Source organism: Acinetobacter sp. 1566109, assembly GCF_000582255.1.
GTDB classification, from domain to species: domain Bacteria; phylum Pseudomonadota; class Gammaproteobacteria; order Pseudomonadales; family Moraxellaceae; genus Acinetobacter; species Acinetobacter nosocomialis.
In genome coordinates this window covers 1-13,457 of sequence record NZ_JEYB01000079.1, presented here as the reverse complement: position 1 = coordinate 13,457, position 13,457 = coordinate 1, and the positions used below count along the sequence as shown (strand labels likewise).

Annotated in this window: 13 protein-coding genes and 5 pseudogenes; 13 read left to right on the top strand and 5 right to left on the bottom strand. The window is 38.9% G+C overall.

Annotation, left to right across the window (positions count from 1 at the left end; translation table 11 throughout):
- Positions 1-207, bottom strand: a pseudogene (locus J582_RS22910) (IS3 family transposase); the annotation flags it as partial.
- 75 nt (positions 208-282) lie between these two features.
- On the opposite strand from J582_RS22910, the pseudogene J582_RS0105270 reads away from it, so the two are divergent.
- The 6 genes and pseudogenes from J582_RS0105270 to J582_RS22890 form a co-directional block, all read left to right on the top strand.
- Positions 283-507 (top strand): annotated as a pseudogene (locus J582_RS0105270) (IS1 family transposase); the annotation flags it as partial.
- Positions 508-521: 14 nt separating this feature from the next.
- A pseudogene (locus J582_RS27620) lies at positions 522-672 on the top strand (RNA-guided endonuclease TnpB family protein); the annotation flags it as partial.
- Between the two features lie 268 nt (positions 673-940).
- Positions 941-1,216, top strand: coding sequence for a metal/formaldehyde-sensitive transcriptional repressor (locus J582_RS22905; RefSeq protein WP_001133624.1), 276 nt, complete (start codon positions 941-943; stop codon positions 1,214-1,216).
- 21 nt (positions 1,217-1,237) lie between these two features.
- On the top strand, positions 1,238-2,350 hold the full coding sequence (locus tag J582_RS22900; protein WP_000842147.1) for an S-(hydroxymethyl)glutathione dehydrogenase/class III alcohol dehydrogenase: 1,113 nt from the start codon (positions 1,238-1,240) through the stop codon (positions 2,348-2,350).
- A 228-nt stretch (positions 2,351-2,578) separates the two neighbouring features.
- Positions 2,579-3,418, top strand: a complete 840-nt coding sequence (gene fghA / locus J582_RS22895) for an S-formylglutathione hydrolase (RefSeq protein ID WP_006582027.1) — start codon at positions 2,579-2,581, stop codon at positions 3,416-3,418.
- 323 nt (positions 3,419-3,741) lie between these two features.
- Positions 3,742-4,044: a putative quinol monooxygenase gene (locus J582_RS22890; protein ID WP_000920559.1), complete on the top strand. Its 303-nt coding sequence runs from the start codon at positions 3,742-3,744 to the stop codon at positions 4,042-4,044.
- 85 nt (positions 4,045-4,129) lie between these two features.
- Here the strand turns inward: J582_RS22890 and J582_RS27355 are convergent.
- Positions 4,130-4,455: pseudogene (locus J582_RS27355) on the bottom strand (IS3 family transposase); the annotation flags it as partial.
- Positions 4,456-4,638: 183 nt separating this feature from the next.
- Between J582_RS27355 and J582_RS22885 the strand changes: the two are divergent.
- From J582_RS22885 to J582_RS22875, 3 genes are all read left to right on the top strand, one after another.
- Positions 4,639-5,796 (top strand): iron-containing alcohol dehydrogenase, encoded by a 1,158-nt coding sequence (locus J582_RS22885; protein ID WP_032048665.1) that lies wholly within the window; start codon positions 4,639-4,641, stop codon positions 5,794-5,796.
- Between the two features lie 85 nt (positions 5,797-5,881).
- Positions 5,882-6,559 carry a type 1 glutamine amidotransferase domain-containing protein gene (locus J582_RS22880; protein WP_000697979.1) on the top strand — a complete coding sequence of 226 codons (678 nt, stop codon included), beginning with the start codon at positions 5,882-5,884 and terminating at the stop codon, positions 6,557-6,559.
- A gap of 203 nt (positions 6,560-6,762) precedes the next feature.
- Positions 6,763-7,890 carry an alkene reductase gene (locus J582_RS22875; RefSeq protein WP_000655283.1) on the top strand — a complete coding sequence of 376 codons (1,128 nt, stop codon included), beginning with the start codon at positions 6,763-6,765 and terminating at the stop codon, positions 7,888-7,890.
- A gap of 83 nt (positions 7,891-7,973) precedes the next feature.
- Here J582_RS22875 and J582_RS22870 read toward each other — a convergent pair whose 3' ends face one another.
- Both J582_RS22870 and J582_RS22865 read right to left on the bottom strand, forming a co-directional pair.
- The gene (locus J582_RS22870) at positions 7,974-8,204 is read right to left on the bottom strand and encodes a hypothetical protein (RefSeq protein WP_001088959.1); all 231 of its coding nucleotides are present in this window, start codon (positions 8,202-8,204) and stop codon (positions 7,974-7,976) included.
- Between the two features lie 107 nt (positions 8,205-8,311).
- Positions 8,312-8,917 (bottom strand): TetR/AcrR family transcriptional regulator, encoded by a 606-nt coding sequence (locus J582_RS22865; protein WP_000805351.1) that lies wholly within the window; start codon positions 8,915-8,917, stop codon positions 8,312-8,314.
- A 145-nt stretch (positions 8,918-9,062) separates the two neighbouring features.
- On the opposite strand from J582_RS22865, the gene J582_RS22860 reads away from it, so the two are divergent.
- Both J582_RS22860 and J582_RS22855 read left to right on the top strand, forming a co-directional pair.
- The gene (locus J582_RS22860; RefSeq protein WP_000859510.1) at positions 9,063-10,082 is read left to right on the top strand and encodes an NADP-dependent oxidoreductase; all 1,020 of its coding nucleotides are present in this window, start codon (positions 9,063-9,065) and stop codon (positions 10,080-10,082) included.
- A 15-nt stretch (positions 10,083-10,097) separates the two neighbouring features.
- Positions 10,098-10,736 (top strand): glutathione S-transferase family protein, encoded by a 639-nt coding sequence (locus J582_RS22855; protein WP_000631290.1) that lies wholly within the window; start codon positions 10,098-10,100, stop codon positions 10,734-10,736.
- Between the two features lie 414 nt (positions 10,737-11,150).
- On the opposite strand, the gene J582_RS22850 is transcribed toward J582_RS22855, so the two are convergent.
- Positions 11,151-11,582 (bottom strand): PPC domain-containing protein, encoded by a 432-nt coding sequence (locus tag J582_RS22850; RefSeq protein ID WP_000684953.1) that lies wholly within the window; start codon positions 11,580-11,582, stop codon positions 11,151-11,153.
- A gap of 299 nt (positions 11,583-11,881) precedes the next feature.
- On the opposite strand from J582_RS22850, the gene J582_RS22845 reads away from it, so the two are divergent.
- Positions 11,882-13,081 carry a tyrosine-type recombinase/integrase gene (locus J582_RS22845; RefSeq protein WP_000059636.1) on the top strand — a complete coding sequence of 400 codons (1,200 nt, stop codon included), beginning with the start codon at positions 11,882-11,884 and terminating at the stop codon, positions 13,079-13,081.
- A gap of 33 nt (positions 13,082-13,114) precedes the next feature.
- Positions 13,115-13,336, top strand: a pseudogene (locus J582_RS27130) (antitoxin HicB).
- Positions 13,337-13,457: the final 121 nt, after the last annotated feature.

The following is a 13,457-nucleotide window of genomic DNA, read 5'->3' as shown; positions in this document are numbered from 1 at the left end:
TTCTTGGTCTGAAAGCTGCTGTACTTTAACTGGATTTTGTTTATCTAAATATTTTTGATACCAAACACGTAGTGTTTCAGGACTACAACCTATCTTGGGAGCAATAGCGGTGATCGCAGCCCAATTCGATGGATAATCTTTTTCAGATTCAATCAATAATTGAACCGCTCTTTCTCTGATTTCAGGGGTATATTTTAATTTTGTCATCGGGATAGTCTCTCAGAATATTGACTCTCCGACAAACCCGGTACGGTTCACTACTTTGAAAAGTGATATGTGCTGAAAAAAACAGGAGAAATTGTTACTTATGTTTGGGGTAAAAGAGATATAGCTATAGTCCAACGACTAAAGGAAAAGTTGAAACAGTTAAGTATTCACTATACCCGAATTTCAAGTAATCAATGGGATAGTTTTATCACTGCATTTAAAGACTGTCAGCAAAGTATTGGTAAGTTTTTCACTATAGGTATTGAGGGAAATAATTGCAAAATAAGGTATCGGATTAGATGTGTTAGTTCAGTATTGAGTGTGGCTTTAGCAAGAATACGGATATTAATGCTTCTCGCAATATTCTAGCGGTAGGACATACCACTTTGTCTGTGGAGGAAAGATGCGGTAAAGGTCGCTTTGTGAAGCAGAAAGCATGCCTAAATCCGTGAGGAAGTCGCCTAAGAGCTTTTGCTTTTAAAATCCCTGAGAAACATGTTTCGTAAAGAGTTAGTTGAAAGTGGGGGGAGTATGTTAGAAGTTTAATTTTATAAGCTATTGTAAAGATTCGGAAAGTTAATTATAGCATCCAATTGCAGAGCCAATAGTGACTTCATTTAATCTCAGCATACTTTTTGAAACACTACCTAAATTTTTAAGGTTTATAAAAAATATTGTTCTTTTTTATACTATGGGGTACTATAGTATCAATGCTAGCAAATAAGGAGGTCTGATGCCTAATCAGGTCGAAGACAAAAAAAAGATTCTTCTACGCGTCAGAAAGATCAAAGGTCAGACACAAGCGATTGAAAAAGCGCTAGAAGACAATGTGGAATGTGGTGCGATTCTGCAACAAATATGCTCTGTGCGTGGTGCTATTAATGGTCTAATGAATGAGATGTTAGAGGTTCATTTAAAGGACACTTTAGTATCAGGTGAAACCACAGAACAACAACGAAAAGAAGAATTGGCTGAAATCGCCAAGATTCTAAAATCATATTTAAAATAGATCTGTATAAGGAATTATTCCATGAAGTCACGTGCTGCCGTTGCGTTTGGTCCTGGTCAACCTCTTCAAATTGTTGAAGTTGATGTTGCACCACCGAAGAAAGGTGAAGTATTAATCAAGATTTCCCATACCGGTGTGTGTCATACAGACGCATTTACTTTATCTGGCGATGATCCTGAAGGCGTTTTTCCGGCTATTCTCGGGCATGAAGGTGCTGGTGTCGTAGTTGAGGTTGGTGAAGGCGTGACTAGCGTCAAACCAGGTGATCATGTAATTCCACTTTACACCGCTGAATGTGGCGAGTGCCTATTCTGTAAATCTGGAAAATCGAACTTGTGTATTTCCGTTCGAGAAACTCAAGGTAGAGGCGTAATGCCAGATGGCACCACTCGTTTTTCCTACAATGGTCAACCGATTTACCACTATATGGGCTGCTCAACGTTCAGTGAATACACGGTAGTGGCAGAAGTATCATTGGCTAAAATCAATCCTGAAGCCAATCACGAACATGTCTGCTTACTAGGTTGTGGTGTAACAACGGGTATCGGTGCAGTACACAACACGGCTAAAGTACAAGAAGGTGATAGTGTTGCGGTCTTTGGTTTAGGTGGTATTGGTCTAGCAGTCGTACAAGCCGCACGTCAAGCTAAAGCAGGACGTATTATTGTGGTTGACATGAATCCAGATAAATTTGTGCTGGCAAAAGAGTTTGGCGCAACGGACTTCTTGAACCCTAAAGACTACGATAAACCAATCCAGCAAGTCATTGTCGAAATGACTGGTTGGGGTGTAGATCATTCATTTGAATGTATTGGCAACGTGAATGTAATGCGTGCAGCCCTTGAAAGTGCACACCGTGGCTGGGGACAATCTGTAATTATTGGTGTAGCTGGCGCAGGTCAAGAAATCTCTACCCGTCCATTCCAACTGGTTACTGGTCGTAAATGGCTAGGTTCTGCGTTTGGTGGCGTAAAAGGTCGTACGCAACTTCCAGGAATGGTTGAAGATGCCATGAAAGGTAAAATTCAATTAGAACCATTTGTGACACATACGATGGGCTTGGATCAGATCAATGAAGCCTTTGATCTAATGCATGAAGGTAAGTCAATTCGTACTGTAATTCATTACGAATAATTCCGTCAGACCTTATAGTTTTCCATGCATGTGCATCATGAATGACATGCATGGAATCCTCTAAAACGGCACATTATCTGTAAAACCCATCTATCTGTGTAGGCATCGTGTATAGGTTCAACAAACCTGCCTACATTTTAAATCTTAATCACTATTCTCTGTGGAGAATGACAGACTCTTTGTTTACTCGATTTCTCATGAAGTCTTGCTCAACATAGGTAATTGATTATGGAAATAATTGAGAAACATGCTTCTTTTGGTGGATCGCAAGAAGTGTATTGCCATCAGTCAACAGCATTAAACTGTTCAATGAAATTCTCAATATATCTGCCACCTCATGACAAAGATGAGCAGTTGCCAGTTTTATATTGGTTATCAGGGCTGACTTGCAACGAACAGAACTTTATTACTAAAGCCGGAGCACAAAAGTATGCGGCTGAACATAAAGTCATTATTGTTGCACCAGATACCAGCCCACGTGGAGAAGATGTACCAGATCATGCAGATTATGATTTAGGCCAAGGTGCAGGATTCTATGTGAATGCAACACAAGCACCCTGGTCACAGCATTTCAAAATGTATGATTATATTGTGGAAGAGCTCAGAAATCTGATTGACCTGAATTTTCCGACCAACCAAGTCCAAAGCATTATGGGGCATAGCATGGGTGGTCATGGTGCATTAGTCATTGGGTTAAAAAACCCTGAGCTGTATAAAAGTATTTCTGCTTTTGCACCAATTGTTGCACCTAGCCAAGTACCTTGGGGGAAAAAGGCTTTCACACACTACCTAGGTGAAAACGAAACTTTATGGAAAAGCTATGATGCGATTGAATTAATCAAAAACGCGGAAGTTCATTTACCTATTTTAGTCGATCAGGGAACAGCTGATGATTTTCTTGAAGAACAGTTAAGACCTAAGCTGCTTAGTGATATTTGTTTGGAACAAGAATATCCTCTTACACTTAACCTAAGAGAAGGGTATGACCATAGCTATTACTTCATTGCGAGCTTTATAGAGAAACATATAGAGTTTCACAGCAAATTCCTAGCAAAAAAACTTTCATAGATATGAGGATATACATGTTGTTCTTGAATGCTTCTTGAGCAATATAATCTCCAGATGAAGAGGTCAGCTTATAAAGCTAAGGTAGAGTCAATTGATCCTTATATAACTAAGATTGAATTTAATCATCTCATATCTTGATTTTTGATTCAAATGTTAATGATATTAACTTGAATAAATTCATAGCATTATGTCGAAATAAAAACCTAAATTTTGGCTCAGCTATGGGAAATTTTTTTAACTTTTATACAACAAAACTTTCTGACATGCATACATTAGCAATGTCAGAATCAGTTTGAATTCTAATCAATTGTGGAGTTTTAGTCATGCTTAAAACAGCTTTATATGTGCGTCTTGAAGCTAAACCGGGTAAAGAAGAAGAAGTGGAAGCTTTCCTTAAAGCCGGTTTACCTATTGTAATGGAAGAACCTGCGACCGTTGCGTGGTTTGGCCTACGTCTTGGACCTACAACATTTGGTATTTTTGATGCATTTCCTGATGAGGCGGGTCGCCAAGCGCATTTATCTGGCAAGGTTGCAGCTGCTTTGATGGCTCAGGCCGAAGAGCTATTTTCAGAGCCACCGTCTATTGAAAAAGTAGATGTTTTGGCGAGTAAACTACCAGCTTAAACCGACGCTTAAATGTATGAGTGTGCTGCCTGAAATTTTGAATGAAAGGCAGCACTTCAACCCTGTGAGGTTTGTCAGAGGCTTTTTATTCAAGTTGGGCTACTTTATTTATTGGCTTAATCTCATCGTTTACATGGGTCAATATCCAAAACAGGGTAAATAAACGAATGAATCCACATGCCTTATATTGAACCAATCTATCTAATTTAGCGCTGCATTTGTACATCTGCTAAACCTTGCCAATCTGCTTTTAAAATATTTAATCATTGCTATTTTCTATGAGCCATTCACTGTTTCAGCCAATGCGTTCACGACCATGTCAATAGTCATACGTGTTGATATCTTCCATCCAACAATCGCTCGTGAAAATACATCAATAATAAAAGTGGTATAGAACAAGCCTGAATTTGTTTAAGCATCACTCAAGTTGGCAAGCTGAAATAATTTTTTAAAAAATAGACGACTGGTCTATTTTTATGTATAGTTAGCACATGGTGTAGGCAAAAGCCGCAGTATTGTCCAATTTTTTAAAGTTTATTTGATGAATAACGGTGGCTTTTCAAATCAATTAGCTGATCATCCTAGGATAAAAATATGCTGAATTTTAACTTTTATAATCCGACCCGCATTATTTTTGGTGGCGATACAATAGCTGAAATCAATGACTATGTGCCTACAGAAGCAAAAGTGTTAATGTTATTTGGTGGTGAAAGTGCACGTAAGAATGGTACTTTAGCTGAAGTGCGTGAAGCATTAGGTGCAAGAGAAATTCATGAATTTGGCGGAATTGAGCCGAATCCGAGTTATGAAACCCTCATGAAAGCTGTAGAGCTGATTCGAGAACAAAAGATTGATTTCTTGATGGCTGTCGGTGGTGGATCGGTAATTGATGGTACTAAATTTATTGCAGCAGCAGTCAATTATACAGGGGATACATGGGAGATTTTAGAAACCCATGGTACTAAAATTACTCAAGCTTTGCCTTTTGCGAGTGTACTCACCCTTCCGGCAACTGGTTCAGAAATGAATAGCGGTGGTGTAGTAACTAGAAAATCGACCCAAGCCAAATTGTCATTTAACAGCCCCTATGTTTTTCCGCAATTTTCCGTACTGGATCCGAATAAAACTTTTAGCTTGCCGACGCGCCAATTAGCAAATGGCGTGGTCGATGCATTTGTTCATGTCATGGAACAGTACTTAACTTACCCTGTCAATGCACAAGTACAAGATCGTTTTGCCGAAGGTCTATTGCAAACTCTGATTGAGATTGGACCGAAAATCTTGGAAGATTCAGCAGATTATGACACGCGTGCGAATTTGATGTGGGCTGCTAGCATGGCACTGAATGGGCTAATTGGAGCTGGTGTACCACAAGATTGGTCAACTCATTTGATTGGGCATGAGCTCACGGCTTTACATGGTATTGATCATGCTCGTACCTTGGCCATTGTGTTGCCGGCCAATCTACAAGTGCGTCGTCAAGAGAAGCGAGAAAAATTACTACAGTATGCAGCTCGAGTCTGGCAGATTGTCGAAGGTGATGAAGAACAACGTATTGATACTGCTATTGCTCGTACTCGAGCCTTCTTTGAGCAACTTGGATTGCCGACTCGTCTTAGCGATTATGGACTGGGGGAGACAGATATTGAGATCATCATTACGCAACTTAAATCACACAATCTTACACAGCTAGGCGAACATAAAACTGTTTCATTAGAGATCAGTCGCCAAATTCTCGAGACGAGTATCTAAATAAGCGTATCTGTCATGGTCACGTTACACGACAAGTGATCATGCAACAATGCTCCTCAATCCTGAAAAATATCGGAGAAATAACATGAAAATTTTAATCGTTTTAACCTCACATGATCAACTTGGCAATACTGGTAAGAAAACAGGTTTCTGGCTAGAAGAACTTGCTGCACCGTATTACACCTTTATTGACTCTGGTGCTGAAGTTACGCTGGCGTCGCCTCAAGGTGGGCAGCCACCACTAGATCCGAAAAGTAATTTGGCCGATGCGCAAACTGAAACCACTCATCGTTTTGAAGCTGATCCAACTGCAATGCAAGCATTGGCACAGACGCATAAACTTAGCGAAATTTCTGTAGCTGATTATGATGCAGTGTTTTATCCAGGCGGGCATGGCCCATTGTGGGATTTAGCAGAAGATCCGATTTCAATTTCTGTGATTGAACAGGCGATTCAGTCTGGCAAACCTGTTGCAGCAGTGTGTCATGCCCCGGGTGTTTTTCGACATGTGAAAGCGAGTAATGGAGCGCCTTTAGTTAGCGGTAAATTAGTGACTGGTTTCACCAATACTGAGGAGGCCGCTGTAGGTTTGACTGAAATTGTACCATTTTTAGTCGAAGACATGCTTAAAGAAAACGGTGGTCATTATTCTAAAGTGGATGATTGGCAAGTATATGTTCAAGTAGATGGCTTGCTGGTTACTGGACAAAATCCAGCATCTTCTGCTGCAACCGCTACAGCATTACTTCAATTGTTGAAATAAAGAGTAGCTAGTCTCTGTTGTGGTGCTTAGCAGTGAATAAACTTCTGACTCTGAGCAACTGGCGCAATAAGCAAAATAACCCTCACTTAATGGTGAAGGGCCTGAGTGAATAGCTTTCCTTCCTTTATTTTTCTATATACAGGAAGGAAGGTTATTTTTTTTAATTTAGATCAATTAAGCCATGATGACTTGGATTCAATGAAATGAAAGACAGCAAACTTTTTCAAAACTTAAGCTTAGGCCCTTATGTTTTGCAAAACCGTATTGTATTGCCACCATTAACGCGGTCGCGTAGTACTCAGCCAGGGAATATTCCAAATGAACTGATGGCAACCTATTATCAACAGCGTGCCGGGGCAGGATTTATGGTGACCGAAGGTACGCAAATCGAGCCACGTGGTCAAGGCTATGCTTGGACTCCCGGTATTTACAGCCCTGAACAGATTGCTGGATGGCGTAAAGTGACGGAAGCAGTGCATGCTAAAGGAGGCATTATTTTTGCACAACTTTGGCATGTTGGGCGTGTTTCACATACATCTTTGCAACCCGATCACGCATCACCGGTCGCGCCCTCGGCTATTAGGGCTGATAGTAATGTTAAAGTCTTTATTGAAACCGGGCCCAATGCAGGGGCCTTGGCTGATCCTTCAATGCCACGTGCTTTAAGCAATGCAGAAGTTAAAGAATTAGTGCAACTCTATGCTCAAGCAGCGCGTAATGCATTGGCTGCTGGTTTTGATGGGGTTGAAATTCATTGTGCAAATGGTTATTTGGTAAATCAATTTATCTCTGCACATAGTAACCACCGTGAAGATGAATATGGTGGATCACTAAACAATCGTTTGCGTTTTTTACGTGAAGTAGTACAGGCAGTTGCTGAGGTGGTTGGTGCAGATCGTTTAGGAGTGCGTTTTGCCCCGCTATTTGAAAGTACAGAGGAAGATCGTGTTTATATGGGGTTGGTTGAAGATGATCCACATGTGACTTATATTGAAGCCATAAAAATACTTGAAGAAGTTGGGATTGCCTATTTATCGATTGCAGAAGCTGATTGGGATCATGCACCAGAACTTCCTCATAATTTTCGTAAAGATGTCAGAGACACTTTCAGTGGTCGGATTATTTATGCAGGTCGATATACGGCAGAAAGAGGGACTCGAATTTTAAAGGCAGGGCTGGCCGATTTAATTGCATTTGGACGCCCATTTATTGCGAATCCAGATTTACCCGATCGCATCGCCAATGGCTGGCCATTGAATGCAGTAGATGCAAGCACTATGTATGGTGGGACGGAAAAAGGCTATATTGATTATCCAGCTTACGCAGATTAATATTGACTAAGTGAGTTATTTTGCCAACCTTTGTGGTTGGCAAAATAAGGACTTAGGATTGCTGTTGCCAGCATAAATTCTTATTAAAACAAATTCTTAAAAATTTTTAGCTGTGTAATGAGCCAACCTGCCAGTGGGAAAGAAATCAGTTGCGTTACTGGCACTAATACTATGACTTCAATCAACACCATCATCGGGAAACTTTGATGCTGAGTAATTGGCTTTAATAAAGTGAGTACCAGTAATAGTGTGGGATATAAGCCTAAATATCCGACTAAAATACGAGTCATGAGGGCTTTAGGAGAAGAATTCATTGTGCGCTATACTCATGGATTGTAAATTAATCTAATAGCAACACATTAATAACTAATCATTGGGCTGCTGTCATTAATTATGTAATTGATATTTAATCTAAATTTTATCAATCTTCACTTTTTAATAGAAATTTAGTTGCTCTCAGAGCTTGATGTAATGGTGTTTTATCTTTTTGCAACTTACTCAGTAATGCTGCACCTAACCACATTTGGTAAAGTACTTGTGCCAACGTCGAGGCCTCAGTATTTGCTTGAATAGACTGATCCTGTTTTCCCAAATCAATTAAACCAGCAATACGTTGGATTACATCATCCACGCCAGCGGACATAATGGAACGCATATCTTCAGATAGATCGGCAACTTCTGCGGCAAGTTTCACAATTAAACAGCTATTCGCCCAACCACAGTGTGTTTCAGGATCTTCTATCCATAAATTAAAATACTCAATCAGCTTTTGATAAGGGGATTTATCGCTACGCCATACATCATTTAAACGGACTTGGTAATTATCCACATAATGCTGTACCAATTCACATCCGAAAGCTTCCTTGGATTGGAAATAATGATAAAACGAGCCTTTGGGGATCTCACAGCTCTGTAAAATTTCCTGTAATCCTACGCCAGTAAAACCTTTATGCAAAATCAGGTCTGAACTGGTGTTAAGAATGTGTAAGCGCTTCGCTTCAGACTTTTTAATAGGAGTAGGCTTCATATTAATTATTTACTCTATTGTAAAAAAAATAGACCAGTCGTATTGTTTTTTATTATAACTCATCTACAATGGATGTAAAGAAATTTTAATCATAATTTTTGATTATGAAGAGAAATACTTTTAAATAAAACATGGAGTTATATGTGTGAAAACAGTTATTAATCAACGCATCGTTTTAGCTAAACGGCCAGTGGGTGAGCCAAAACACAGCGATTTTCGTATTGAGCAAGTTGAGCTCAATGAACTTAAACAAGGCGAGATATTGTTAAAAACCATTTACTTGTCACTCGATCCTTATATGCGTGGTCGCATGAGTGATGCTCCCTCATATGCAGCACCGGTTGAAATTGGCGAAGTGATGGTCGGTGGAACAGTCAGTCAAGTGATGGCCTCTAAAAACCCAAAATTCAAAGAAGGCGAGTGGGTTCTTTCTGGAAATGGTTGGCAGGGCTACGCAATTTCTGATGGGACTGCATGTCAAAGCTTAGGTATGCAACCCGAACATCCATCTTGGGCATTGGGTATTTTGGGGATGCCTGGCTTTACTGCTTATATGGGGTTGTTGGACATTGGTCAGCCTAAAGCCGGTGAAACTTTAGTCGTTGCAGCTGCAACGGGACCTGTTGGTGCTACAGTTGGACAAATTGGCAAACTTAAAGGTTGTCGCGTGGTTGGCGTCGCAGGTGGGGCTGAAAAATGCCATTATGCAGTACAAGAACTCGGCTTCGATGCTTGTATCAATTATCATGATGAAAATTTTGCAGAACAATTACAACAAGCAGTTCCCAACGGTATTGATATTTATTATGAGAATGTAGGGGGTAAAGTGTTTGATGCGGTATGGCCATTGCTTAACTCTGCGGCACGTGTACCGGTGTGTGGTGTGGTTTCGCAGTATAACGCTACCGAGCAAGCACAAGGGCCAGACCGTTTACCTGGCTTTATTTCCACTCTTTTAAGAAAGCGTATTCGCATGCAAGGCTTTATTATTTTTGATGATTATGGCAATCAGTATCCGGAATTCAATCAGCAAATGTCTGAATGGTTGAAAGACAGAAAAATCAAATATAAAGAGCATATGGTGCAAGGTTTAGATAACACGATCAATGCTTTCAATGGTATGTTAAAAGGCAAAAACTTTGGCAAAGTGGTTGTAAAAATTTAAAAAAATAGGAATATTATGATTACACTACATCATTTAGATCAATCACGTTCTTTTCGCATTTTGTGGTTACTTGAAGAAATCAAGCAGCCCTATGAGCTGAAAAGCTATTATCGTGACTCAAGCACGCATTTGGCCCCTGAATCTTTAAAAAACATCCATCCTTTAGGGAAATCTCCAGTATTGGAATGGGATGGCAAAGTTATTGCAGAGTCAGGCGCAATCGTTGAGTTATTAATTCAGAAACTTGCGCCGCATTTAGCACCAGATATGGATGAACCTACCTATGTCGATTATCTACAGTGGATTCATTTCTCAGAAAGCTCTGCCATGCTGCCATTTTTATTAAAAACGTTTAATGCGATTGAAACCAAGCAGGGTACGAAGTTGGTATTTCTAGAAAATTATACTCAAGTTGAGTTCGATAAAGTATTCGGCCATTTAAATGAATATTTAAAAGATAAAGAATTTCTAGTGGCAGACCGTTTAACCGGTGCTGACTTTATGATGGGCTTTGGACTACATGCTTTAGTTTATCATATGGGACAAGGTGAAAATTATCCCCATATCCAACGTTATGTAGCAGGTTTAAGCCAACTACCTAGCTGGCAAGCCGCAGTACAAATTGAACAAAATGGTGTGAAAAGTCAAAAATAGCAAGATTGATTTTTTAAAGGCAATTTAGAAAAAGAATCGTGATTGTCAAGTACATCTAGTTATAAAATAAGCTGACACTTATTTAAATTAAACGCCTAATGAATTTCATCGGGCGTTCTCTATTTTAAAGATAAGGAATTACCATTATTTAAGACAAGTTTCGCCTATTCTTCCCATCAAATTCCTATCAAAAGAGTTTGAATATCACGACGGTTACGTTGAAAGATATAATCAACTTCTGAAAGAAAGAAACGTGACTAACGCACAGCAAGATTAAATTATTCCTCGGGGTATTAAACAAGTAAACTACATCATTTTACTAACATAAACGCATATACGTAAAAATCACGCCCCGTTTAACTGGCAATAGTTTTTGAACCCTTGTATAAAAGTTTAAACGAATCTAGCAAGTCTTTATTTAATGTTAATACTCATCCAGTATTGAGGTTTTTTATCTTTTCTTGCCTGTGATCTAGGTTGTAATACTCTAATTTCATACTCACCTGAAGCAGGTAAAATATAAATACCATTATCATCAAGCTTTGGAGAATATTCTCCAAGATTGATGGAGTCTTTTAATTGATTACCCCATAAGTAAGTTTCAACATTTCCTCCAGTCAACCTCACTTTTAACTTTTGCCCTTTTTTAGCATAAAATTTGTAGGAATCATACTTGTATCCATCTATCCTTCCGTAATAATTTGCAGAGTAAGCTTTTTTAGCAAACTTAACTACAACAGTCTTTCGTATATCATTGTTATCATTTGCAAGTGCGGCAGGGCTAAGCATAGTTAAAGTTAGGGTCATAAAAGCACCAGCTAGTAATTTCGTATTCGCTATTTTCATAAGGTTACCTTAATTCTTGTATCGCCCCTGACATAGTAACATAAGTAATAAGTAACCATGAATCATGGAACAGAACTGTGAATAGTCATAACATAGAGTTGCACTTCAAATGTTAATTTAAGACTTGCGAAATCAATGGTTAATTAATTGGTCACTAAGGAATAGCCAATCTATATATAAACTTTATTTAACAAATACTTATAAAAATATATGATGCGTATCATACGCATCATATATAAAGCGTTCTATTTTGATATAATTGATCCAATCAACCCCTTATTAGGTTTCATTTAAATTCCATGAGTCTTACTGATATTAAAGTTCGCCAAGCTCATTGCAAGGAAAAAACCTGTTTTTTATCCGATGAAGATGGGCTTAGCCTGAAGATTGAGCCGAGTGGAAGAAAATCTTGGTGCTATCGCTATACAGATCCACAAACTAAAAAACGTCGACGCATTCAGTTAGGTCTTTATCCTGATTTATCGCTGAAAAAGGCACGACAAGTCAGAGATGACTTTAAAGACAATAATTTCTGTTTTGAACATGATACTGCCTCTAATCTTATCACCTTTGGTAAGGTCGGGGAGGAGTGGTTACAGTTCAAACTGAAGAATGCCTTCAACGATCTACCCCGCTGTGGTGTACTACAGTTAGCAGAAAGATGCTTACAGCAAGATATTTATCCAGACCTTCAGGATTTACCTTTTCAAAACATCAAGCGCTATGACCTGGTTTCAGTAATCAAAAAAATAGAGGGACGCCAAGTAAAAGAACCTGTCAAAAAAGCTTGTAGTTATTTGAACCAAATTTATGACTACGCTGTAGCGATGGGTTATTGTGAGTTCAACATCGCTCATGGTTTAAATAAAATCACCATTAACAGCAAAATCAAGAAAAATTATCCGTATTTGAAAGCGGAGGAAATATCTGATTTTAAGAATAAATTACAAAAATTGGATGCCCATCCCATTATTAAAAAAGCACTGATGTTCAAATTACATACTGGCGTGAGAGGGGCCGAATTGTTATTGGCTGAGCCTCATCATTTTGATTTAAATGAAAAAATCTGGAAAATACCTGCCTTGCATATTAAACAGTTTCGACGAAAAGTCATATTAGGCCATGAGATTCCAGATTTTTTAGTTCCACTTTCAAATCAGGCTTTAGAGATTTTGAAAGACGTCATGCAGTGGTCATACGGTGAAAAATACCTTTTTGCTAGCCCTCGCAAACACAATCAACCGATTCATTTTAATACTCTAAATATGGCCATACGTAAGATGGGGTATGGCAAACATCAACTATCTTCTCATGGATTACGTTCTACTTTTAGTACCATTTTGAATGACTCAGGTTTGTTCCAAGATAATTGGATTGAGGCACAACTTTCACATATTGATAAGAACCGTACCCGTGCCAGCTATAATCACGCTGACTATTTAGCTCAACGGACTGAAATGATGCAGTGGTGGGGTGATTATTTAAGTACTAGTAAGTGAAAATCGTACTTTTATACATAAACTTAAAACATGATGGGGTGTCAAATGGATAGTAAACAATATACTTACCGTGTTAAATGGTCAGCTGAAGATAATGGGTATGTTGGGTTGTGTGCTGAGTTTCCATCATTGTCTTAGCATGATGCGGATCAGTCTAAAGCATTCTCAGGAATAGAGGAGCTCGTTGCTGATGTTGTCGCTGATATGATTAGCAATAATGAAAAAGTTCCTACACCACTCTCCGGAAAAATATAGTAGGCAATTTATTGTCCTTGTTCTCAGTGGTTCAACAAAAACTAGCCCTCGAAGCTGCAGAACGTAGTGTGGGCATGAATCGTTTAGTATCAGTAAAAAGAGCTATGTAATTTTAGTCTTT

Bases quoted from the DNA above. Each gene is read 5' to 3' on its own strand.
- J582_RS22875 (WP_000655283.1), top strand. From the start codon at position 6,763: ATGAAAGACAGCAAACTTTTTCAAAACTTAAGCTTAGGCCCTTATGTT.
- J582_RS22885 (WP_032048665.1), top strand. From the start codon at position 4,639: ATGCTGAATTTTAACTTTTATAATCCGACCCGCATTATTTTTGGTGGC.
- J582_RS22905 (WP_001133624.1), top strand. From the start codon at position 941: ATGCCTAATCAGGTCGAAGACAAAAAAAAGATTCTTCTACGCGTCAGA.
- J582_RS22880 (WP_000697979.1), top strand. From the start codon at position 5,882: ATGAAAATTTTAATCGTTTTAACCTCACATGATCAACTTGGCAATACT.
- J582_RS22890 (WP_000920559.1), top strand. From the start codon at position 3,742: ATGCTTAAAACAGCTTTATATGTGCGTCTTGAAGCTAAACCGGGTAAA.
- J582_RS22870 (WP_001088959.1), bottom strand. From the start codon at position 8,204: ATGAATTCTTCTCCTAAAGCCCTCATGACTCGTATTTTAGTCGGATAT.
- J582_RS22855 (WP_000631290.1), top strand. From the start codon at position 10,098: ATGATTACACTACATCATTTAGATCAATCACGTTCTTTTCGCATTTTG.
- J582_RS22850 (WP_000684953.1), bottom strand. From the start codon at position 11,582: ATGAAAATAGCGAATACGAAATTACTAGCTGGTGCTTTTATGACCCTA.
- J582_RS22845 (WP_000059636.1), top strand. From the start codon at position 11,882: ATGAGTCTTACTGATATTAAAGTTCGCCAAGCTCATTGCAAGGAAAAA.
- J582_RS22900 (WP_000842147.1), top strand. From the start codon at position 1,238: ATGAAGTCACGTGCTGCCGTTGCGTTTGGTCCTGGTCAACCTCTTCAA.
- fghA (WP_006582027.1), top strand. From the start codon at position 2,579: ATGGAAATAATTGAGAAACATGCTTCTTTTGGTGGATCGCAAGAAGTG.
- J582_RS22865 (WP_000805351.1), bottom strand. From the start codon at position 8,917: ATGAAGCCTACTCCTATTAAAAAGTCTGAAGCGAAGCGCTTACACATT.